Here is a 20424-nt window from a genome sequence, read left to right on the forward strand (position 1 = left end):
CCGGCGACGCGGTTTAGCGCCGGATCGTGTAAGGTTCGACTCATGGAGTGGACCGACGAAGGCATCATCCTCGGCACCCGGCGCCACGGCGAATCGAGCGCCATCGTCGAACTGCTGACGCGCAGCCATGGCCGCCATCTCGGGCTGGTGCGCGGTGGCGCGGGCACGCGGATGCGGCCCTTATTGCAGCCGGGAAATTCGGTCAGCGCGGTCTGGCGGGCGAGGCTCGACGAGCATCTCGGCTATTACGCGATCGAGGGGACGCGATTGCGGGCGGCGACCATGCTGGCATGCCCCCATGCCGCCTACGGCATCACGCATCTTGCGGCACTGGCACGGCTGCTGCCCGAGCGCGCGCCGCATGACGGCATGTACGACATGCTGGAAGCGATTCTGAACGATTTCGACGAGCCTGTCGTCGCGGCTATTCATGTCGTCCGTTTCGAGATGGCGATGCTGGACGAACTCGGCTTCGGCCTTGATCTGTCCAGTTGCGCCGCGACCGGTGAGCAAGCCGACCTGATCTATGTGTCGCCCAAGTCCGGCTGCGCCGTCTCGCGGGCGGCCGGAGAGCCATGGCGCGAACGGCTGCTGCCGCTGCCGGCATTCCTGCGCGCGGGACATGAGGACAGCGGTGTCGATAGCGAACGGGATCTGATGGAGGGCTTCCGGCTGACCGGGCTGTTCCTGCTGCGCAATGTGCTGGAGCCGCGCGGGCAGGGCCATTCCGATGCGCGAGACGGGTTCATCGCGGCGGTGGCGCGGTCCTGGGTGCAACTGGCCGCCGGATAAAGGGCAATCGGCTACAAAAAACGGGCCGGAAATCCGGCCCGTTTCAAAAATCGTATCGTGTCAGGTCACCAACGGCGATAATAGCGGCGAGGGCCGTAGTACGGGCGCGGGCCATAGTACCGCGGACCGGTGCGGTAGCAGCTACGCACCCATTGCCAGCCATTCCAGACCCGCCGGCAGACCAGGGCGACGTTTTCGGTTTGGGTCGATGGTGCGCCGGTGATGCCGGGCAGCGTCATGGCTTCAGCACGCGGGCTGGTCAAGATGGCCGTACCCGCGAGGGTGACTGCGGCAAGGGCGGTCAGAACGACACGTTTCATTTCTCTCCTCCTGTGGGTCCTTTCAGTGCGGCAACCCATCCGGTCCGCTCAGGTTCCATAGAACTGGAACTCTTTGACAATATCAGGGCGTCGGCCTTTGTCATGAGGTTCGCGGCGCGAGGCGGAGGAAATTGCCTCTTGCCAGATGATTCGGCGGTTTCATTCCATCCTTGTCCCGCCCTGCGGCAGGCGGTAACCCCTGCGGCATGGGCAAGACACTGATTCCCCCCGAGCCGAACGACATTCAGGAAGTGCCGCTGCGCGATGCGCTCGAGGAGCGTTACCTCGCTTATGCGCTCTCCACCATCATGCACCGGGCGCTGCCGGACGCGCGCGACGGGCTGAAGCCGGTTCACCGACGCATCCTTTACGGGATGCGGCTGCTGCGGCTGGACCCGAGTTCGCCGTTCAAGAAATCCGCCAAGATCGTCGGCGACGTGATGGGCGGATTCCATCCGCATGGCGATCAGGCGATCTACGACGCGCTGGTGCGCCTCGCGCAGGATTTCTCCTCGCGTTATCCGCTGGTGGACGGGCAGGGCAATTTCGGCAACGTCGATGGCGATAACCCAGCGGCGATGCGCTACACCGAATCGCGCCTGACCGACGTGGCGCGCCTGCTGCTGGACGGGCTCGACGAGGACGCGGTCGAATTCCGCCCGACCTATGACGGCAGCGACAAGGAGCCGGTGGTTTTGCCGGGCGGCTTTCCGAACCTGCTCGCCAACGGCGCGCAGGGCATCGCGGTCGGCATGGCGACCTCGATCCCGCCGCACAACGCCGCCGAACTTTGCGATGCAGCACTTCACCTCATCGACAAGCCCGCCACCAAGACGCGCGGCCTGTTGCGTTACGTCAAGGGCCCGGATTTTCCGACCGGCGGCATCGTGGTGGATTCGCAGGAGTCGATCGCCGAGGCCTACGCCACCGGGCGCGGCGGTTTCCGTGTCCGCGCCAAATGGAAACAGGAAGACGGCGCGCGCGGCACATGGAACATCGTCGTCACCGAAATTCCATGGCTGGTGCAGAAGTCGCGGCTGATCGAGCGCATCGCCGAACTTCTCAACGAGAAGAAGCTGCACCTCGTCGGCGACATCCGCGATGAATCGGCGGAGGACATCCGCATCGTCATCGAGCCGAAGTCGAAGAACGTCGATCCCGAAGTGCTGATGGAGACGCTGTTCAAGCAGACCGATCTCGAGAGCCGGATTCCGCTGAACCTCAACGTGCTGGTGAAGGGCCGCATCCCGAAGGTACTCGGCCTCGCCGAATGTCTGCGCGAGTGGCTCGAGCATCTGCGCGACGTGCTGGTGCGCCGCTCCAACCATCGCAAGAGCCAGATCGAGCATCGGCTCGAAGTGCTGGGCGGCTACCTGATCGCGTATCTCAACCTCGACAAGGTCATCAAGATCATCCGCACCGAGGACGAGCCGAAACCCGTCCTCATTAGGACTTTCAAGCTCACCGACTTGCAGGCCGATTCCATCCTCAACATGCGGCTGCGCAATTTGCGCAAGCTGGAGGAAATGGAGATTCGCGGCGAGGACAAGGAGCTGCGCGCCGAACTGAAAGGCATCAAGGCGGTGCTGGCTTCCGAAGAGGAGCAGTGGAAGAAGGTCGGCGAGCAGGTCAAAAAGGTCCGCGAATTGTTCGGGCCGAAGACGCCGCTCGGCAAGCGCCGCACCCAGTTCGCCGATGCGCCGGAGCACGATCTCGCCGCCATCGAGGAGGCGCTGGTCGAACGCGAGCCGATCACGGTCGTCGTTTCAGACAAGGGCTGGGTCCGCACGCTGAAAGGTCACGTCGAGGATCTGTCGAACCTCACCTTCAAGACCGACGACCATCTGGGTATTTCGTTCTTCGCCGAAACAACCTCGAAACTGCTGCTGTTCGGCACTCATGGCCGCTTCTACACGCTGGATGCGCAGAAGCTGCCCGGCGGGCGCGGCCACGGTGATCCGATCCGCAGCTTCATTGATCTTGAAGGCGATGCGAACATCGTGTCGCTGTTCGTCAACACCGGCGGCCGCAAGTTCCTTATCGCGAGTCACGACGGGCAGGGCTTCGTCGTCAATGAGGACGATTGTGTCGGCAACACCCGCAAGGGCAAGCAGGTGCTCAACGTCACCGCGCCGAATGAGGCGGCGGCGATCTGCACTGTCGCGGGCGACACCGTCGCGGTGATCGGCGAGAACCGCAAGATGCTGGTCTTCCCGCTCGATCAGGTGCCGGAGATGTCGAAAGGCAAGGGCGTCCGCCTGCAACGCTACAAGGATGGCGGCCTGTCGGACGTCACCACGTTCACCGCCAAGGACGGGTTGACGTGGAAGGATTCTGCCGGCCGCGAATTCTCCGCGACATGGAAAGAACTGACGGAATGGCGCGGCAACCGCGCCGACGCCGGCCGCCTGCCGCCGAAGGGTTTTCCGAAGTCGAACAAGTTCGGCAAGAGGATTGGCTAGCAGCCTTACCTCTCCCCGTTTACGGGGAGGGGCCAGATTACGACGGTGGCGATCCGGGTGAGTAGAGTTGCGCTCACTCAATATCTCCATCCGCGTTTCCTTTTATGATTGCCTCTCTTCCCGCAAGCGGGGCGAGAGGGTCATGATCCGGTTTGACAAACTGCTCGCACATGTCGAGATTCCGGGTTCGTTCGCGGTGCTCACGCCCCGGAATGACGGGATGTTTCAGGAGAGCGCCATGGTCCGCCGCAACGAAATCCGCGAAGGCGAAATCGCCGTCACGCCGCCGCCGCCGACGGACGCCGGGCTGACTTTCATCGGCCGCATCCACACCCCATGGACCGACCGGATGATGACGCCACGTCAGGGGCGGCAGGACGGCCCGGAATGCCGCATCGAGATCTTCGAGCCGTGGGTGATCGCGCTGACGGGGATAGAAAAATTCTCGACCGTCGAGGTGTTGTACTGGCTGGACCAGTCGCGGCGCGATCTCGTGCTGCAAAGCCCGGCCAGCAATAGCGAAGTCCACGGCACCTTCTCGCTGCGTTCGCCGGTGCGCCCGAACCCGATAGGCACCTCGATTGCCAGACTCGTGCGGGTGGAGGGGAACATGGTGACGGTTCAGGGGCTGGATTGCCTCGACGGCACGCCCCTGATCGACCTGAAGCCCGACCGGTGCCTTTTCACCCCGATTGCCCCGAAGCAGCCCGGCGACGACGAAACCATCAGCTAACGCTTATGCAAATCACTTGCATCTAGCTGCGCACTCATGCATTCTACAGGCATGGATGCACAGACGAACCCCACGGCGAGGCCCTCCGCCATCGCCGCAGGAAGCGGCTGGCGCGCGGACAACCGCGAGCCGTCGCTGGCCAACGTGTTCGGCTCGGTCCGGGTCCGGCAGGGCGGCTCGTTCTGGGCCAAGCTGGTGGCCTTCCTCGGACCGGGCTATCTCGTCGCCGTCGGCTACATGGACCCCGGCAACTGGGCGACTTCGCTCGCGGGCGGCTCGAAGTTCGGCTACGCGCTGCTCTCGGTCGCGCTGATCTCCAACATCATGGCGATCATCCTGCAATCGCTGTGCGCGCGGCTCGGCGTCGGCGCGGGGCGCGATCTCGCGCAGGCATGCCGCGACGCTTACCCGCGATGGGTGGCGTGGCCGCTGTGGCTGTTCGCGGAAATCGCCATCAGCGCCACCGACCTAGCCGAAATCATCGGCACCGCCATCGGCCTCAATCTCCTGTTCGGCATCCCCCTCGAACTTGGCGTGCTGATTACCGCGCTCGATGTGTTCCTCATTCTCGCGTTGCAGGCGCTTGGCTTCCGCTGGGTGGAAGCCTTCGTCGTCGCCTTGCTCGGCGTGATCGCGGCGTGCTTCGCGATCCAGATCGCACTGGCCAATCCCGACTGGGGCGCTGTGATCCGGGGCTTCGCGCCGACCGTCGAGATCGTGCGTAATCCGGACATGCTCTACCTCGCGCTCGGCATTCTCGGCGCGACGGTGATGCCGCATAATCTCTATCTGCACTCGGGCCTCGTGCAGACGCGCGGCTACGGGCCGACCGAGGCGGACAAGCGCGAGGCGATCAGGCTCTCCACCATCGATTCCACCTTCGCGCTGTGTCTGGCGCTCACTATCAACGCCTCGATCCTCATACTGGCGGCGGCGACTTTCAACGCTGCGGGCAATCATGAGGTCGCCGAACTCGATCGCGCCCATGCGCTGCTGGCGCCGATGCTGGGTTCAAGCTGGGCGCCGACGCTGTTCGGCGTAGCGCTCTTGTGCTGCGGGCTGAATTCGACGGTGACGGCGACGCTGTCCGGCCAGATCGTGATGGAAGGCTTCATCAACATCCGCATCGCGCCGTGGCTGCGCCGTCTCATCACCCGCGCCATCGCCATCGTCCCGGCGGCGTTGGTGACGATCTGGTACGGCGCGAAAGGCTCCGGCGAGCTTCTGATTTTGAGTCAGGTGGTGCTGAGCCTGCAATTGCCGTTCGCCATCGTACCGCTGGTGATGTTCACCGGCAGCCGCGCCAAGATGGGCGTGTTCGTGGCGCCGCGCTGGCTGTCCGCCGCCGCCGCCCTGACGGCGATTGTGGTCGTCGTGCTGAACGCCAAGCTGGTGTTTGATTTCGTCACCGGATCGTAGCGAGCGATCTAGTCCTGCGGTTCGGCCTCGCCCGTGCCATTGACATCGACGCGCACCCAGCCGTTCGGCGCGAGCCGCTGCTGCGGCAGGAAACGGCCCTTGTAACCCATCTTGCTCGAGCCATCGATCCAGTAGCCGAGATAGACGTAAGGCAGGCCCATGCTGCGCGCGCGCGCGATGTGGTCGAGAATCATGAATGTGCCGAGCGAGCGGTCGCGCTCGCCGGGCTCGTAGAATGAATAGACCATCGACAGTCCGTCGCCGAGAATATCGGTCAACGCGACGGCGAGCAGCTCGCCGCCTTTGCCGGTGATGCCGGTATTGGCTGTGCGGCGGCGATATTCGATGATGTTGGTGCTGACGTGGCTGTCCTCGACCATCATTGCGTAATCGAGCACGGTCATGTCGGCCATGCCGCCGTCATGGTGGCGCGCATCGAGATAGGCGCGAAACACCGAATATTGTTCGGAGGTCGGAAGCGCCTCGCGCATGTCGCCGACGAGATCGGCGTTGCGGTGGAGCACCTTGCGCAGGTTGCGCGACGGCTGGAATTCATCGGCGATGACGCGGACCGAAACGCAGGCGCGGCACAGGTCGCAGGCCGGGCGATAGGCGATCGACTGGCTTCGGCGGAACCCGCCATGGGTGAGCAGGTCGTTGAGTTCACCCGCCTTGTCGCCGACCAGATGGGTGAAAACCTTGCGCTCCTGAAACCCTTCGAGATACGGGCAGGGAGTGGGCGCCGTCAGGTAGAATTGCGGCGTATTGCGCGAATGTTGCGTCACGTCAGGCCGTCAAACCCCGGATCGTGAGCAGGGCGGGTTCCGCCGCCCGGCTCGATTCATATCGCAAGCATCGCTCGCGCGCGGCGACCCGTCAATCAGAACGAACGGCTGGATGGCACGGTCGCCGCCGTATTCACCAGCACGGTGCCGAGCACGAGATCGTGCAGCAACTGGCCGCGCCGGTTGAAAAACCCGACCAGCACAATCAGCGGCGTGAGGAACGACACCGAGAACCAGTAGGCCACAGCGTGGACGACGCCGAGCAGGAAATAGGGCCGCCCGCCATTCAGCATTTCCATATGGATGCCGAGCATGCGCATGCCGATGGTGGCGGCGCGCGGGCCGCCGAGCGACAGGCCGTAATACAGCAGGGCCCAGACGATGGAGAACGGCGAGACCAGCCAGAACAGCGCCCAGCCGAGCCCGAGCGTCACCACGCCGAACAGCAGGATGAAGATCGACACGAGCAAGATCGGCACCGACAGCACGAACAGGTCGATCAGGAAGGCGACGAAACGCTTGGTGAGCACGCCGCTGTAGAGCGCGAGATCGCTCTGCGCGTCATAGGTGTAGGGACCGGAATAGGGATTGTTCCGCCAGGCCGTGCCGCCTGAGCCCTGCGTGTCCGACATGATCGCCTCCGCGCCCCGGAAGCGGGGCTTCCTGCGACATGGCGATACATTTCCTCCGGCGCAAGACGGCGAGGCCGGGTGAACAAAAAGAAATGGAACGGGAAGCTAGCGCCCCGCGCGCAGCTTCTCGGCCGCGAGTGGAGCGAAATAGGTCAGCACGCCGTCCGCGCCCGCGCGCTTGAAGGCGGTGAGGCTTTCCATGATGGCGCGCTCGCCGTCGAGCCAGCCGTTGTTCGCCGCTGCCATCAGCATCGCGTATTCGCCCGACACCTGATAGGCGAAGGTCGGCATCGCGAAGGCGTCCTTTACCCGGCGCAGGATGTCGAGATAGGGCAGGCCGGGCTTCACCATCACCATGTCGGCGCCCTCGGCGATGTCGAGTTCGACCTCGCGCAGCGCCTCGTCGGAATTGGCGGGGTCCATCTGGTAGGTGCGCTTGTCGCCGTTGAGTGCCTTGGCGGAGCCGACCGCGTCGCGGAACGGGCCGTAGAAGGCGGATGCGTACTTCGCGGCATAGGCCATGATCTGCACGTCGAGATGGCCAGCGGCGTCGAGCGCCTCGCGGATCGCGCCGACGCGGCCGTCCATCATGTCGGAGGGCGCGATGATGTCGCAGCCAGCGTCCGCCTGCACCAGCGCCTGACGCACCAGCACCGCGACGGTCTCGTCGTTCATGATGACGCCGTCGTCGCGCAACAGGCCGTCATGGCCGTGGCTGGTAAACGGATCGAGAGCGACGTCGCACAGCACGCCGAGGCCGGGAAATTCCTTCTTGATGGCGCGCACGGTGCGGCACACCAGATTGTCGATGTTCAGCGCCTCGGAGCCGTGCGGATCGCGCAGCGCGGCTTCGGTGTAGGGGAATAGCGCGATGCAGGGGATGTCGAGCTTCATGGCGCGTTCGGCGTCGCGCACGCATTGATCGACGGACAGGCGCTCGACGCCCGGCATCGAGGCAACCGGCTCGCGCCTGTTGTGGCCGTCGGCGACGAACAGGGGCCAGATCAGATCGTCGGTGGTCAGCGTGTTCTCGCGGACGAGGCGGCGCGCCCATTCGGTCTTGCGGTTGCGGCGCAGGCGTGTGGTGAGATGCAGCGCCGTCGCCGAAGTGCCCGGATCGGGGCGGGGCGGGGTGTCGCGGGATTCGATCGGTCGTCCGAATTTGATCGCCATAGTCCTTATTCTCCTGCGAGAGCTTTACCACCCCGGCCTGCCTGCGTCACCGCGAGAGGACCGAATATCTGGATTGATTTTATGGCGGCGAACGACCAAAGCTGTCGCGATGAACGACGATTTCGAGCCCTCGCGAAAAATTCATATGGTGCGGGTCAGCGATCCCGCCCGGCCGGACCAGCACGGCGGTCTGACCTCGCTCGCGAGCGAGGTCGAGACCGGCGAAACCACATGGACCACGCGCCTCGTCATCTTCCTGCGCGCGATGGCCGTGATCGCGATGGTGATGGGCCTTTACAACTGGGCGCAGATCACCGGGTTCCTCGGCGGGCAGGACGGCGCGTTCGAGGTGCAGACGATGCAGTGGCAGGCTGCGACGGTTTACTTCGCGGTGATCGAACTCGTCGCGGCGGTCGGGCTGTGGCTCGCGACGCCGTGGGGCGCGGTGGTATGGCTCACCACCATCGTCTCGCTCGCGGTGGTGGAGATCATGTTTCCGGCAATCTACGGCGGACACTTTCTCGTCGTGCTGTTCGCGGCGGTGCTGCTCGCGGCTTATCTCGCATTGGCGTGGATGGCGGCGCGGGAGCGGCCGCCATAGAGAGCAGGGCCTTTTCGATGTTTTGTTTTCGAGGCCGCATTTTCCGATGCGGCCTTTTTTGATCCCCGGTTTCGATGATTGACGAAACCTTTCCGGTTTGCGCCGCCTTCGCTTCAGAATGCGACAGATTCCGGAGCGAAGCGTGAACAGGGGCCTCATTGACTTAATCAAATATTACAAAAGCGGCTGAAAACACTGGCTAAATCAAACGTTTACTCAATCAAATAAACCTTCTCTTTATTGTGTTTTTTAGGCTCATCTTCAAACGCGCCCCTTACGTTGCGGTCATCAGGCGGGACAAAAGTTTCGTCGAATAAGTCGTAAAAACGACAGGGGAAGTGTCATGATGAAATCCGCAGCCAAGGCGGTCACGCCTGCCGCGAACGAAACTTCGGCGCCGGTTCAGCCGCTTTATCTCGAAGCTCTCACGCTCGTCGAACGTCTGCACCGCCGTCTGCTCGACGTCATTAAGGACGAGTTCGACCGCCGCGGCCGTTCCGACATCAACTCGGTGCAGGCGCTCTTGCTCTACAACATCGGCGACAAGGAACTGACCGCCGGTGAGCTGCGCACGCGCGGCTACTATCTCGGCTCGAACGTGTCGTACAATCTGAAGAAGCTCGTCGAGATGGGCTTCCTCGATCACCAGCGTTCGCGCGTCGATCGCCGCTCGGTCCGCATCAGCCTGACCGCGCAGGGCCAGGAAGTCCGCCATATCGTCGATGCGCTCTATCAGAAGCACGTCAAGACGGTGGAGCAGGTCGGCGGCATCTCGAACGACGAGTTCGCGACGCTGAACAAGTCGCTGCATCGCCTCGAGCGTTTCTGGACCGACCAGATCCTGTACCGGCTCTGATCGATTTCAAATTGCACGGTGGCGTGAAGGCGCACGGAAGGACTCACGTTCTTCAAGTGCTCCGGTGGAAAGCCGGTCACGCGCCACCGAATTCTTGCTCGTAAAGCCGGATTGCCCTCCGGTTCAAACGGCCTTCTCGCGAGAGAGGGCCGTTTTCTTTTGCCGTCTATCGGTGTAGCCCTGTGCGCCGGAGGCATCATGAACAGAATTCAGATCGGCGTCATCGCCACCGCTATTTTCCTGGCCGTGCTGATATTCGGGCTGACGCGGCAGTCTTACGACAAGCACGACCTGCTGGGCGTCATTCCGGGCATGACGCACAAGCAGGCGGAGTCGGCCGGCAAGGCGCGGAAATGGGGCTGCGAGGATCGTCCGGCGGCTCGCGAGTTTGTCTGTGCGACGGGACGCGGCACGCTGACGATGGAATATCTGGCAGGCGGCGATCAGAAGGTGGCGCGCGCCACGCTGCGTCTGTCCGATACGACAGGCTCCGCGCAGGCGCTGGCGGACGACATCTCGGAGCAATACAGGAAGAAGCCGGTCAGCGTCGAAGGGCAGGAGCCTGCGATAACGTTCACATGGAAGCTGGACGAGGGGCTCACATTGCAGATGCGCAAGAGCGCGGACGCAGCCGATATTTCCATCGTCGGTGACGATCTGCAAAAGCAGCGGGACAACGAGAAGCCGGATCACGCGAACTGATCACCTTTTCCTTGGTCATACCCGCGAGACGCTGTTAAAGGTGGCCGATGTCAAAGCAACGTTTGGAAATCAAGATCGACGGCCGCGGTGAGTCCAGCAAGGTGCAGGAGTGGCACTGGTCGCTAATGCTCGGTGCAGAGCGGCTCGACGGCGGCACTGTGTTCGGCGCCCGCGCGCAGGCGATGGAGGCGGGCGAGCGCGCCAAGCGGCGCTATCTCGTCAGCGGCAAGGCGGCGAAGCCTTCCTGAGCGGAAGGCAGCCGGGCGGCCTGAAAGCGAGAATCGGTTCGTAAACGAGTCCTGAATCGCCGCCCCGCACTTTCAAAAATAAAGCCCGGGACTCTTGCGCGGACTCTTTCCATCATCGCAGCATGATGAAAGCGATTCCACGAATAAGCCGTGCCCATATCCAGTTCGTGCTGATGCTGGCTCTGGTCGCGGGTTGTCTTTTGAACATGCTGTCGTTGTGCGCGCGGCTGTAGCTGCGCGCTGCGGCCGAATCGTCAGTTGCGGATGCCTGTCAACGCTGCCGGGATTTTTGGGGCCACTCGCGGCCTTCGCGGCGTAATCATAAGGATATATTCCTCAGGCGCGCGGCGGCTCCGGTCCCGGGGCACAATCCCCCAAAATGGCGATTTGCGCTGGCACACTAAATATCACATTTTTTGCTCCAGCTTGGCCCTGACGCCCATATATGGTATGCCGCAGCCGCTTTATTCCACTTTCATCCTCACCTGACCGCGCCGCGTGACCGGCCGCGGTGGAGATCATTCTTCCAATGTCGTCTTCCGCGAAAACCGCTTCCGCTCCCAATACGTTTTTCACCGCCACGCTCAACGAGGCCGATTCCGAGATCGCCGATGCCATCAAGGGCGAACTCGGCCGTCAGCAGCATGAGATCGAGCTGATCGCATCCGAAAATATCGTCAGCCGCGCCGTGCTCGAGGCGCAGGGTTCGGTGCTCACCAACAAGTACGCGGAAGGTTATCCGGCCAAGCGCTATTACGGCGGCTGCGAGTGGGTCGATGTGGTGGAGAATCTCGCCATCGAGCGCGCCAAGAAGCTGTTCGGCGCGCAGTTCGCCAATGTGCAGCCGAACTCCGGCAGCCAGATGAACCAGGCGGTGTTTCTGGCGCTGCTGCAACCCGGCGACACCTTCATGGGTCTCGATCTCGCCGCCGGCGGGCATCTCACCCATGGCGCGCCGGTCAACATGTCCGGCAAGTGGTTCACGCCGAAGCACTACACCGTGCGGCGCGAGGACCATCTGATCGACATGGATGCGGTGGCCAAGCAGGCGCAGGAGGTGAAGCCGAAACTCATCATCGCGGGCGGCTCGGCCTATTCGCGGCCGTGGGACTTCAAGCGCTTCCGCGAGATCGCCGACAGCGTCGGCGCGTATTTCATGGTGGACATGGCGCACTTCGCGGGCCTCGTCGCGGGCGGGGTGCATGCCTCGCCGGTGCCGCACGCCCACGTCACCACCACTACCACGCACAAGTCGCTGCGCGGTCCGCGCGGCGGCCTGATCCTCACCAATGACGAGGACATCGCCAAGAAGATCAACTCGGCGATCTTCCCCGGCTTGCAGGGCGGTCCGCTGATGCACGTCATCGCCGCCAAGGCGGTGGCCTTCAAGGAAGCGTTGCAGCCGGACTTCAAGGTGTACGCGAAGAACGTCGTCGAAAACGCCAGGGCGCTTGCGGAATCGCTGCGCGGCCACGGCTTCGAGATCGTCTCGGGCGGCACCGACAACCATCTGATGCTGGTCGATCTTCGGCCGAAGGGCCTGAAGGGCAACATCTCGGAGCGCGCGCTGGTGCGCGCGGGCCTGACCTGCAACAAGAACGGCATTCCGTTCGACCCCGAGAAGCCGTTCGTGACCTCGGGCCTGCGCCTCGGCACGCCTGCGACCACCACGCGCGGTTTCGGCGTCGCCGAATTCAAGCAGGTGGCCTCATTAATCGCGGAAGTTCTCAATGCGGTGGCGCAGTCTCCGGAAGGTGCCGCGCCGGGCGTCGAGGAGCAGGTCAAGAAGCGGGTGCGCGAACTGACCGATCGTTTCCCGATCTATTCGTAATCAAACGCGAGAGGCGGCCTACGTATGCGTTGCCCCAGTTGCAGCAGTCTCGATACGCAGGTGAAGGACTCACGGCCCACGGAGGATTCCTCCGTGATCCGCCGCCGCCGCGTGTGCCTTGCGTGCAATTTCCGCTTCACCACCTTCGAGCGCGTGCAGTTGCGCGAACTCACCGTCATCAAGCGCAACGGGCGGCGGGTGCCGTTCGACCGCGACAAGCTGGTGCGCTCGCTGCAAATCTCGCTGCGCAAGCGGCCCGTCGATCCCGAGCGGGTGGAAAAGATGGTCTCCGCCATCGTCCGCGAGCTTGAGAGCGGCGGCGAGGCGGAAGTCTCGAGCGAGGCCATCGGCGAGATCGTGATGGAGCATCTGCGCAAGCTCGATGACGTTGCCTATGTGCGCTTCGCCTCGGTCTATCGCGATTTCCGCGAGGCCAAGGATTTCGAGGCCGTGCTCGGCGAATTGTCGGACGAGGGCGTTCCCGCGAACGCGCGAAAATGACGGCTGCTTCGGCGGCATTCTCTCCCGAGGACTATCGCTACATGCAGCTCGCGCTCGCGCTCGGGCGGCGCGGGCAGGGCCGGACTTGGCCCAATCCCGCCGTGGGCGCGGTGGTGGTGAAGGATGGCGTTATCCTCGGGCGCGGCTGGACCCAGCCCGGTGGCCGCCCGCATGCCGAGCCGGTGGCGTTGCAGCGCGCGGGCGCGGCGGCGAAGGACGCAACGCTCTATGTCACGCTTGAGCCATGCTCGCATCACGGCAAGTCGCCGCCCTGCGCAGACGCCATCATCGCGGCCGGGATCGCGCGGGTGGTATCGGCCATCGAAGACCCTGACGCGCGTGTCGCGGGGCAGGGCCATGCGCGGCTGCGCGATGCGGGCATTGCGGTCGATGTCGGGCTGTGCCGCGACGAGGCGGTGCGTGCTCATGCTGGACATTTTCTGCGCGTGCGCGAAGGCCGCCCTTATGTGACGTTGAAACTCGCCGTCTCGGCGGACGGCAGGATCGCCGCCGCGAGCCGCAAGCCGGTTCAAATCACGGGCGAAGCAGCGAACGCGCGGGTGCACATGCTACGCGCGCAGAACGACGCGATCCTGATCGGCATCGGCACCGCGATGGCGGACGATCCGCTGCTGACCTGCCGCCTGCCGGGAATGGAAACCCGCTCGCCGGTGCGCGTGGTGCTCGACCGCGCCTTGCGGCTGCCGGGCAACAGCCGCCTGATCCATTCGGCGCGGGTGACGCCGCTGTGGCTCATCGCGGCCGAGACGGCGGAAGCCGCCGCCGCGACAAAACTCGGTGCGGCAGGTGCCCATGTGTTTCATCTGCCGGCGGAGGATCATACGCCGGGTCTCGACCTGAGGGCCGTGCTGCATACATTATCGGAGCAGGGGATCACGCGGCTTCTGGTCGAGGGTGGCGCGAAGGTTGCGTCGTCTTTCCTGAAGGCCGGTCTGGTGGATGAGTTCTGGCTGTTTCAGGGCGCGAAAGACATCGGCAGCGATGGCTTGGCCGCGCTGGACGGGCAGCAGTTGGAAACGGCTATTGCGTCCGGCTCGCTTGCGGATGAAACGGAAATGTTCGGAGACGACAGGCTGACGGTTTATCGCCGCGCCGTCTCCGTCTGAAAGAGTGTTGTTCATGTTCACAGGCATCGTCACCGACATCGGCGATATTCTCTCCATCAAGCCCACCGCGCAGGGGCAGTTGCATCGTCTGCGGATCGGCTGCGGCTACGATCAGGCGACCATCGCCGATGGTGCGTCGATCTCATGCAACGGCATCTGCCTCACGGTGGTGCGGTCGGGCATTGACGCAGGGCGGACATGGTTCGAGGCCGATGCGGCCGCGGAGACGCTGCGCCTCACCACCGCCAAGGACTGGCGCGAGGGCGGGCGGCTCAATCTCGAACGGGCACTGAAAATCGGCGACGAACTCGGCGGCCACATCGTCTCGGGTCACGTCGACGGCATCGCCGCCATCATCGTGCGCGAGAATTTGCCGGACATGGCTCGCTTCGAGCTGCGCGCGCCGCGGGAGCTTGCGAAATTCATCGCCGCCAAGGGCTCGGTGACGCTGGACGGCGTCTCTCTCACCGTGAATACGGCGGTCGGGGATGTTTTTTCGGTGCTCATCATCCCGCATACCCTGGAGGTCACGACGCTTCAGGGATGGCGGGAGGACAGCGGGGTCAACCTCGAAATCGACGTGATGGCCCGCTACGCGGCACGCTTGGCAGAAATGCAGTAAACAAAGGCAATTCGTCATGCGCGGGCTTGACCCGCGCATCCATCTTCTTAAAGAGATGGCTTGAAGAATGGATGGCCGGGTCGAAGCCCGGCCATGACAGTTCAGAGAGTTGCAATAAATGGTCACCCCCCGCCGGGCACAATTGGACGACAAGACCGACATCAGCGACGCCCGCGTGGTGATCGTCGAGGCGCGGTTCTACGACGACATTCAGGACGCGCTGCTTGAAGGCGCGCGGGCCGAACTCGATGCCGCCGGTGTGCATTACGATATTCTCAGCGTGCCGGGCGCGCTGGAGATTCCCGCCGCGATCGCGATCGCGCTGGATGCCGCGAAGAAGAACGGCCGCCCCTATGACGGCGCGGTGGCGCTCGGTTGCGTGGTGCGCGGCGACACCATCCATTTCGAGATCGTGTCGATGGAATCCTCGCGGGGCCTGATGGATCTGTCGGTGGCGCGCAGCGTGCCGCTCGGCAACGGCATCATCACCGTGAACAACGAGGAGCAGGCGTGGGAACGCGCCCAGGCTGACAAGCTCAACAAGGGCGGCGATGCCGCGCGCGCCGCGATCCAGATGATCCGGATCAAGCGCAAGCTGGCGAAGCCATGATGGCCGACGCTCCAAAAACGAAGGCACCCAAGCCCACCGACGGCAAGGCGAACCGGCGCGGGGCCGCGCGGCTCGCGGCGGTGCAGGCGCTGTACCAGATGGACATCGCGGGCGCGGGCATCAACGACATCTTCGCGGAGTTCGAAAGCCACTGGCTCGGCAACGAGGTCGAGGGCGACGAATATCTCCCGGCCGAAGCCGCGTTCTTTCGCGATGTCGTCTCCGGCGTGGTTCGCGATCAGGGCAAGATCGACCCGGTGCTGGACGAGGCGCTGACGCGCGGCTGGCCGCTGAAGCGGATCGAAGCCATTTTGCGCGCGACGCTTCGCGCGGGCGCGTATGAACTGAGCCACCGCAAGGATATTCCGGCGCGCGTCGTCATCAAGGAATATGTCGATGTCGCCCACGCCTTCGTCGAAGCCGACGAGGCGGGAATGGTGAATGCCGTGCTCGACCAGATCGCGCGGCAGTTTCGCACGGATGAATTCGCGAAAGGCTAGGGAATGGCCTCGGCGGAAGACGATCTCATCGCCCGTTACTTCCGCCCGCTCGCAACCCATGCGGGCGCGCTGGGGCTGATCGACGATGCCGCGATCCTGGCGGCTTCGGGCGAGGACATCGTCGTCACCACTGACGCCATCGTCGAGGGCGTGCATTTCCTGCCCGATGATCCACCGGAGACGCTCGCGCGCAAGGCGCTGCGGGTGAACCTGTCCGATCTTGCGGCGAAAGGGGCCACACCCGCAGGATTCGTGCTGACGCTGGCGCTGCGCGATATCAATGAGGCATGGCTTGCGCCGTTTGCGCAGGCGCTCGGGGAAGATGCCGCTGCATTCGGCTGCCCGCTGCTGGGAGGCGATACGGTCTCGACGCCCGGACCGCTGATGATCTCGGTGACGATCTTCGGCAAGCTGCCCACGGGCACCATGGTGCGGCGGGACGGCGCGAAACCCGGCGACATCATCGCCGTCACCGGCACCATCGGCGACGCCGCGCTTGGCCTCGCCTGCCTCAAGGGCAAGAAACTGCTCGACGATGCATCGGCCTGCGAGGCGCTGATTGCGCGCTACCGGACCCCGCAGCCGCGCAACGCGCTGGCCGAAGCCGTCCGCACGCACGCCAGCGCGGCGATGGATATTTCGGACGGGCTTGCGGGCGATCTCGCCAAGCTATGCGCGGCCTCGAAAGTGTCGGCCACGGTGGAAGCGTCCGCGATCCCGCTGTCCGATCAGGCACGGCGGATTCTGTCGTCCGGCACCGCCGGAATAGAGATGTTGATCGCGGGCGGCGACGACTACGAGGTGCTTTGCACCGTTCCGGAGAATCGCTGGGCCGCGTTCCGCGAGGCGGCCGGGCGTGTGGCTGTTGCCGTGGCCGGGATCGGCCGGGTCCAGAAGGGGAACACCGCGCCGGTATTCCTCGATGTATCGGGAATGCCGATAGCCATGAAGCGATTGTCCTACAGCCATTTCTAGAATTGCTGCGCTGCACCTAATCCTTTGGCATGTTCTAGGTTGCAGGACGATTTGACTGTGGGTTGCATCATTGCGTCCGCAAAGTGATTTTGGCAGAGTTCGCGCCGAATTGGGGAAGCGATCGTCCGAGAGCTGCACTCATTTTGACGCCGTCCGCGCATTGCGGAGCACGGCCGTCTTTCGGGAAAATCAGGGGCCATTTCAATGACAGCTTTGTGGTTGATCGTGCTTTGCGGAGCACTGTCCATTGTCTATGCGGTATGGGCGACGTCATCGGTTCTGGGGGCCGATGCGGGCACCCCGCGAATGCAGGAAATCGCGGCGGCGGTGCGCGAAGGCGCACAGGCCTATCTGCGCCGCCAGTATCTGACGATTGCCATCGTCGGCGTCGTGATCTTCGCGCTGCTCGCGTACTTCCTCGGCATTCTGGTTGCAGTCGGCTTCCTGATCGGCGCGGTGCTGTCGGGTGCCGCGGGCTTCATCGGCATGAACGTCTCGGTGCGCGCCAACGTGCGCACCGCGCAGGCGGCGACCAAGTCGCTCGCGGGCGGTCTTGAGCTTGCCTTCAAGGCGGGCGCCATCACCGGCCTTCTGGTTGCCGGTCTCGCGCTGCTCGGCGTCACGCTGTATTTCATGCACCTGACCCAGCAGCACGGCCTCAAGCCGAACGATCGCATCGTGATCGACGCGCTGGTGGCGCTCGGCTTCGGTGCGTCGCTGATCTCGATCTTCGCCCGTCTCGGCGGCGGCATCTTCACCAAGGGTGCGGATGTCGGCGGCGATCTCGTCGGCAAGGTTGAAGCGGGCATCCCCGAGGACGATCCGCGCAACCCGGCCACCATTGCCGATAACGTCGGCGACAATGTCGGCGACTGCGCCGGGATGGCGGCGGACCTGTTCGAGACCTACGCCGTGACCTCGGTCGCGACCATGGTGCTGGCCGCGATCTTCTTCGGCAACACGCCGATCCTGACGCAGGTGATGACGCTGCCGCTCGCCATCGGCGGCATCTGCATCATTACCTCGATCGCGGGCACATTCTTCGTCAAGCTCGGCGCCAGCCAGTCGATCATGGGCGCGCTCTACAAGGGCCTGATCGCCACCGGCATCCTCTCGCTCGCGGGCGTCGCGATCGCCGTGCACCAGTTGATCGGCTTCGGTCCGCTGGCGGGCGTGAACTACACCGGCATGTCGCTGTTCCTGTGCGGCGTGGCTGGCCTCGCCGTCACCGGCCTCATCATCTGGATCACTGAGTACTACACCGGCACCGACTTCCGCCCGGTGAAGTCGATCGCTCAGTCCTCGGTCACGGGCCACGGCACCAACGTGATCCAGGGTCTCGCGATCTCGATGGAGTCGACGGCGCTTCCCGCCCTCGTCATCATCGCGGGCATCCTCGTCACCTACAGCCTTGCCGGCCTGTTCGGCATCGCGATCGCGACCACCACCATGCTGGCGTTGGCCGGCATGATCGTGGCGCTCGACGCCTTCGGTCCGGTCACGGACAACGCGGGCGGCATCGCGGAAATGGCTGGCCTGCCGAAGGAAGTGCGCAAGGCCACCGACGCGCTCGACGCGGTCGGCAACACCACCAAGGCCGTCACCAAGGGCTACGCGATCGGCTCGGCCGGTCTCGGCGCGCTGGTGCTGTTCGCGGCCTACAATCAGGACCTGAAGTTCTTCATCGCCGACTCCGCGCATCACGCCTACTTCAAGGGCGTGTCGCCGGACTTCTCGCTCAACAGCCCGTATGTCGTGGTCGGCCTCCTGTTCGGCGGCCTGCTGCCGTACCTGTTCGGCGCGATGGGCATGACGGCGGTCGGCCGCGCGGCGGGCGCCATCGTCGAGGAGGTCCGCCGTCAGTTCCGCGAGAAGCCGGGCATCATGCAGGGCACCGACAAGCCGGACTACGGCAAGGCCGTGGATCTGCTGACCAAGGCGGCGATCAAGGAAATGATCATTCCGTCGCTGCTGCCGGTGCTGTCGCCGATCGTTGTCTACTTCGCGATCTACGCGATCGCGGGTGGTGGCGCGGCGGGCAAGTCGGCCGCGTTCTCCGCGGTCGGCGCGATGCTGCTCGGCGTGATCGTCACCGGCCTGTTCGTCGCGATCTCGATGACCTCGGGCGGCGGCGCGTGGGACAACGCCAAGAAGTACATCGAGGACGGCCATTTCGGCGGCAAGGGTTCGGACGCGCATAAGGCGGCCGTGACCGGCGACACCGTGGGCGATCCCTACAAGGACACGGCGGGCCCCGCCGTGAACCCGATGATCAAGATCACCAATATCGTGGCGCTGCTGCTGCTCGCGATTCTGGCGCACTGATCGTAAATTATCTTACTGACGGAAAAGCCCGCGGCATGCCGCGGGCTTTTTTGTTGCGCGCCGATCGCTCGCGCCATGCGTCAATTTTAAGACAATGACGCGGTTATGCCCGACAAAATTTGCGGGCATTGCCGGAAACCCACCGCCTGCCTGTTGCGTTGGAGGTCAGGGCCGGAAGCGACCGGCGTGAGGAAGCGAAGCCTCAGGGAGCGAAACCATGGCGACCGATGACAGCGATCCGTTCGAGCAGGGGAAACTCGCGCGCTTCAATCAAGAGCCGCGCAAGAATCCCTATCCGGAAGGCACTGAACAGCATGCCCGCTGGGAGCAGGGGTACGACTTCGTGGCGCGCGGGCTGGTCGCGGTTTAGCCGCGACCTTCTGTACCCATAAAGATATCAGCGACGAAGCGCGTTAATCGAGACGCGAGCGGTATCGAAGCGATTGAGTCCAGCTCTGTCTGAACTCGACTGGTTCGTTCGCGAGCGATGTCGCGACTCGTTTTACCAGCAGGACGGGCGATCCGGTGGCAAGGCCCAATTCCTTGCCGACCGGGGGCGGGGCCACATTGTATTCGATCTCGTCCACGGCGCTGCGAATCATCTCGCCGCACTGTTTCTGATAGAGAACGTAGATTTCCTCCACCATGTCCCGGCTGGGTTCGATCGAAAGTCTCGCGAAGCGTCTGGCCGGGATGGAAATCCTTTCGAATACCAGCGGCACGCCTTTCTCGCTGCGCACCCGGGTGAGGACGGTCACCTGATCGCTTTTGTCCAGGGAGAGGCGCTGCTGCTCCTCCCGGCTGGGGCTTTGGACTTTTCGCGTCAGGAGCCGGGTTGTCAGCCGGGCTGGCCGCCCATCCGCATGGATGAATCGGAAGAAGCGAAATCTGGAGCGATCGCTCGTGTGCGGCACGATCTGGGTACCGCGGCCATGCTGCCGGTCCAGGATGCCCTGCGCGACCAGTTCCTCGGTCGCCTTTCGCACCGTGCCGATTGAAATACCGAGAGTGGCCGCCAGTTGCTGCTCGCTCGGCAGGAAATCTCCCGGCTGCAATGTCCCTTTCGCGATCTGATTCATCAGCGCGTCCCGCGCTTGCAAATAGAGCGGCCGGTTTTCAAGAACCGCCTGTGCTTGTGACGCCTTTGTTGCAGCTCGCTTCATGATGAACCTTTCGCACAGAAGGGTGCATTCGCAAAGATTGATCGGGG

22 protein-coding genes are annotated in these 20424 nt (G+C 63.9%); 17 read left to right on the plus strand and 5 right to left on the minus strand.

Annotated elements, in window-relative coordinates:
• Positions 1 to 42 precede the first annotated feature (42 nt).
• Positions 43 to 792: a DNA repair protein RecO gene (gene recO, locus AFIC_RS07400; RefSeq protein ID WP_275248477.1), complete on the plus strand. Its 750-nt coding sequence runs from the start codon at positions 43 to 45 to the stop codon at positions 790 to 792.
• 65 nt (positions 793 to 857) lie between these two features.
• On the opposite strand, the gene AFIC_RS07405 is transcribed toward recO, so the two are convergent.
• Positions 858 to 1112 carry a hypothetical protein gene (locus AFIC_RS07405; RefSeq protein WP_275248478.1) on the minus strand — a complete coding sequence of 85 codons (255 nt, stop codon included), beginning with the start codon at positions 1110 to 1112 and terminating at the stop codon, positions 858 to 860.
• Between the two features lie 206 nt (positions 1113 to 1318).
• On the opposite strand from AFIC_RS07405, the gene parC reads away from it, so the two are divergent.
• The 3 genes from parC (at position 1319) to AFIC_RS07420 (ending at position 5726) form a co-directional block, all read left to right on the plus strand.
• Positions 1319 to 3574, plus strand: a complete 2256-nt coding sequence (gene parC, locus AFIC_RS07410) for a DNA topoisomerase IV subunit A (RefSeq protein WP_275248479.1) — start codon at positions 1319 to 1321, stop codon at positions 3572 to 3574.
• A 238-nt stretch (positions 3575 to 3812) separates the two neighbouring features.
• Complete coding sequence (gene tsaA, locus AFIC_RS07415) at positions 3813 to 4307, plus strand: tRNA (N6-threonylcarbamoyladenosine(37)-N6)-methyltransferase TrmO (RefSeq protein ID WP_275248665.1); 495 nt, start codon at positions 3813 to 3815, stop codon at positions 4305 to 4307.
• A 51-nt stretch (positions 4308 to 4358) separates the two neighbouring features.
• Positions 4359 to 5726 carry an Nramp family divalent metal transporter gene (locus tag AFIC_RS07420; protein ID WP_275248481.1) on the plus strand — a complete coding sequence of 456 codons (1368 nt, stop codon included), beginning with the start codon at positions 4359 to 4361 and terminating at the stop codon, positions 5724 to 5726.
• Between the two features lie 8 nt (positions 5727 to 5734).
• On the opposite strand, the gene AFIC_RS07425 is transcribed toward AFIC_RS07420, so the two are convergent.
• The 3 genes from AFIC_RS07425 to hemB all read right to left on the minus strand — a co-directional run bounded on the left by AFIC_RS07425 (position 5735) and on the right by hemB (position 8316).
• On the minus strand, positions 5735 to 6511 hold the full coding sequence (locus AFIC_RS07425) for an arginyltransferase (protein WP_275248482.1): 777 nt from the start codon (positions 6509 to 6511) through the stop codon (positions 5735 to 5737).
• 95 nt (positions 6512 to 6606) lie between these two features.
• Positions 6607 to 7143, minus strand: coding sequence for an RDD family protein (locus tag AFIC_RS07430; RefSeq protein WP_275248483.1), 537 nt, complete (start codon positions 7141 to 7143; stop codon positions 6607 to 6609).
• A gap of 105 nt (positions 7144 to 7248) precedes the next feature.
• Positions 7249 to 8316, minus strand: a complete 1068-nt coding sequence (gene hemB / locus AFIC_RS07435; protein ID WP_275248484.1) for a porphobilinogen synthase — start codon at positions 8314 to 8316, stop codon at positions 7249 to 7251.
• A 109-nt stretch (positions 8317 to 8425) separates the two neighbouring features.
• Here hemB and AFIC_RS07440 point away from each other — a divergent pair, with 109 nt between their 5' ends.
• The 13 genes from AFIC_RS07440 (at position 8426) to AFIC_RS07500 (ending at position 19584) form a co-directional block, all read left to right on the plus strand.
• Positions 8426 to 8917 (plus strand): DUF6163 family protein, encoded by a 492-nt coding sequence (locus AFIC_RS07440; protein WP_420833374.1) that lies wholly within the window; start codon positions 8426 to 8428, stop codon positions 8915 to 8917.
• 343 nt (positions 8918 to 9260) lie between these two features.
• Entirely contained in the window at positions 9261 to 9773 is a 513-nt protein-coding gene (ldtR, locus tag AFIC_RS07445) for a transcriptional regulator LdtR (protein ID WP_275248485.1), read from the plus strand.
• Between the two features lie 198 nt (positions 9774 to 9971).
• Positions 9972 to 10475 carry a hypothetical protein gene (locus tag AFIC_RS07450; protein WP_275248486.1) on the plus strand — a complete coding sequence of 168 codons (504 nt, stop codon included), beginning with the start codon at positions 9972 to 9974 and terminating at the stop codon, positions 10473 to 10475.
• Between the two features lie 47 nt (positions 10476 to 10522).
• The gene (locus AFIC_RS07455) at positions 10523 to 10723 is read left to right on the plus strand and encodes a hypothetical protein (RefSeq protein ID WP_275248487.1); all 201 of its coding nucleotides are present in this window, start codon (positions 10523 to 10525) and stop codon (positions 10721 to 10723) included.
• A gap of 529 nt (positions 10724 to 11252) precedes the next feature.
• Entirely contained in the window at positions 11253 to 12554 is a 1302-nt protein-coding gene (glyA, locus tag AFIC_RS07460) for a serine hydroxymethyltransferase (protein ID WP_275248488.1), read from the plus strand.
• A 24-nt stretch (positions 12555 to 12578) separates the two neighbouring features.
• Positions 12579 to 13055 (plus strand): transcriptional regulator NrdR, encoded by a 477-nt coding sequence (gene nrdR / locus AFIC_RS07465; RefSeq protein WP_275248489.1) that lies wholly within the window; start codon positions 12579 to 12581, stop codon positions 13053 to 13055.
• Entirely contained in the window at positions 13052 to 14182 is a 1131-nt protein-coding gene (gene ribD, locus AFIC_RS07470; RefSeq protein ID WP_275248490.1) for a bifunctional diaminohydroxyphosphoribosylaminopyrimidine deaminase/5-amino-6-(5-phosphoribosylamino)uracil reductase RibD, read from the plus strand. The genes nrdR and ribD overlap by 4 nt, the downstream gene beginning before the upstream one ends.
• A 13-nt stretch (positions 14183 to 14195) precedes the next feature.
• On the plus strand, positions 14196 to 14804 hold the full coding sequence (locus AFIC_RS07475; RefSeq protein ID WP_275248491.1) for a riboflavin synthase: 609 nt from the start codon (positions 14196 to 14198) through the stop codon (positions 14802 to 14804).
• Positions 14805 to 14922: 118 nt separating this feature from the next.
• Entirely contained in the window at positions 14923 to 15414 is a 492-nt protein-coding gene (gene ribH / locus AFIC_RS07480; RefSeq protein WP_275248492.1) for a 6,7-dimethyl-8-ribityllumazine synthase, read from the plus strand.
• Positions 15414 to 15914 carry a transcription antitermination factor NusB gene (gene nusB, locus AFIC_RS07485; RefSeq protein ID WP_275248667.1) on the plus strand — a complete coding sequence of 167 codons (501 nt, stop codon included), beginning with the start codon at positions 15414 to 15416 and terminating at the stop codon, positions 15912 to 15914. The genes ribH and nusB overlap by 1 nt, the downstream gene beginning before the upstream one ends.
• 3 nt (positions 15915 to 15917) lie before the next feature.
• The gene (gene thiL, locus AFIC_RS07490) at positions 15918 to 16889 is read left to right on the plus strand and encodes a thiamine-phosphate kinase (protein ID WP_275248493.1); all 972 of its coding nucleotides are present in this window, start codon (positions 15918 to 15920) and stop codon (positions 16887 to 16889) included.
• A gap of 204 nt (positions 16890 to 17093) precedes the next feature.
• Positions 17094 to 19214: a sodium-translocating pyrophosphatase gene (locus tag AFIC_RS07495; protein ID WP_275248494.1), complete on the plus strand. Its 2121-nt coding sequence runs from the start codon at positions 17094 to 17096 to the stop codon at positions 19212 to 19214.
• Positions 19215 to 19431: 217 nt separating this feature from the next.
• Entirely contained in the window at positions 19432 to 19584 is a 153-nt protein-coding gene (locus tag AFIC_RS07500; protein ID WP_275248495.1) for a hypothetical protein, read from the plus strand.
• Positions 19585 to 19627: 43 nt separating this feature from the next.
• Here the strand turns inward: AFIC_RS07500 and AFIC_RS07505 are convergent, their stop codons facing one another.
• Positions 19628 to 20377, minus strand: a complete 750-nt coding sequence (locus tag AFIC_RS07505; RefSeq protein WP_275248496.1) for a GntR family transcriptional regulator — start codon at positions 20375 to 20377, stop codon at positions 19628 to 19630.
• Positions 20378 to 20424 lie beyond the last annotated feature (47 nt).

It is taken from the genome of [Pseudomonas] carboxydohydrogena, from assembly GCF_029030725.1.
Taxonomy (GTDB): Bacteria; Pseudomonadota; Alphaproteobacteria; order Rhizobiales; family Xanthobacteraceae; genus Afipia; species Afipia carboxydohydrogena.

What these genes read in the sequence shown, in the direction of transcription:
- recO (WP_275248477.1), top strand. Translation starts at nt 43, where the DNA reads ATGGAGTGGACCGACGAAGGCATCATCCTCGGCACCCGGCGCCACGGC.
- AFIC_RS07405 (WP_275248478.1), bottom strand. Translation starts at nt 1,112, where the DNA reads ATGAAACGTGTCGTTCTGACCGCCCTTGCCGCAGTCACCCTCGCGGGT.
- parC (WP_275248479.1), top strand. Translation starts at nt 1,319, where the DNA reads ATGGGCAAGACACTGATTCCCCCCGAGCCGAACGACATTCAGGAAGTG.
- tsaA (WP_275248665.1), top strand. Translation starts at nt 3,813, where the DNA reads ATGGTCCGCCGCAACGAAATCCGCGAAGGCGAAATCGCCGTCACGCCG.
- AFIC_RS07420 (WP_275248481.1), top strand. Translation starts at nt 4,359, where the DNA reads ATGGATGCACAGACGAACCCCACGGCGAGGCCCTCCGCCATCGCCGCA.
- AFIC_RS07430 (WP_275248483.1), bottom strand. Translation starts at nt 7,143, where the DNA reads ATGTCGGACACGCAGGGCTCAGGCGGCACGGCCTGGCGGAACAATCCC.
- hemB (WP_275248484.1), bottom strand. Translation starts at nt 8,316, where the DNA reads ATGGCGATCAAATTCGGACGACCGATCGAATCCCGCGACACCCCGCCC.
- AFIC_RS07440 (WP_420833374.1), top strand. Translation starts at nt 8,426, where the DNA reads ATGAACGACGATTTCGAGCCCTCGCGAAAAATTCATATGGTGCGGGTC.
- ldtR (WP_275248485.1), top strand. Translation starts at nt 9,261, where the DNA reads ATGATGAAATCCGCAGCCAAGGCGGTCACGCCTGCCGCGAACGAAACT.
- AFIC_RS07450 (WP_275248486.1), top strand. Translation starts at nt 9,972, where the DNA reads ATGAACAGAATTCAGATCGGCGTCATCGCCACCGCTATTTTCCTGGCC.
- AFIC_RS07455 (WP_275248487.1), top strand. Translation starts at nt 10,523, where the DNA reads ATGTCAAAGCAACGTTTGGAAATCAAGATCGACGGCCGCGGTGAGTCC.
- glyA (WP_275248488.1), top strand. Translation starts at nt 11,253, where the DNA reads ATGTCGTCTTCCGCGAAAACCGCTTCCGCTCCCAATACGTTTTTCACC.
- nrdR (WP_275248489.1), top strand. Translation starts at nt 12,579, where the DNA reads ATGCGTTGCCCCAGTTGCAGCAGTCTCGATACGCAGGTGAAGGACTCA.
- ribD (WP_275248490.1), top strand. Translation starts at nt 13,052, where the DNA reads ATGACGGCTGCTTCGGCGGCATTCTCTCCCGAGGACTATCGCTACATG.
- AFIC_RS07475 (WP_275248491.1), top strand. Translation starts at nt 14,196, where the DNA reads ATGTTCACAGGCATCGTCACCGACATCGGCGATATTCTCTCCATCAAG.
- ribH (WP_275248492.1), top strand. Translation starts at nt 14,923, where the DNA reads ATGGTCACCCCCCGCCGGGCACAATTGGACGACAAGACCGACATCAGC.
- nusB (WP_275248667.1), top strand. Translation starts at nt 15,414, where the DNA reads ATGGCCGACGCTCCAAAAACGAAGGCACCCAAGCCCACCGACGGCAAG.
- thiL (WP_275248493.1), top strand. Translation starts at nt 15,918, where the DNA reads ATGGCCTCGGCGGAAGACGATCTCATCGCCCGTTACTTCCGCCCGCTC.
- AFIC_RS07495 (WP_275248494.1), top strand. Translation starts at nt 17,094, where the DNA reads ATGACAGCTTTGTGGTTGATCGTGCTTTGCGGAGCACTGTCCATTGTC.
- AFIC_RS07500 (WP_275248495.1), top strand. Translation starts at nt 19,432, where the DNA reads ATGGCGACCGATGACAGCGATCCGTTCGAGCAGGGGAAACTCGCGCGC.
- AFIC_RS07505 (WP_275248496.1), bottom strand. Translation starts at nt 20,377, where the DNA reads ATGAAGCGAGCTGCAACAAAGGCGTCACAAGCACAGGCGGTTCTTGAA.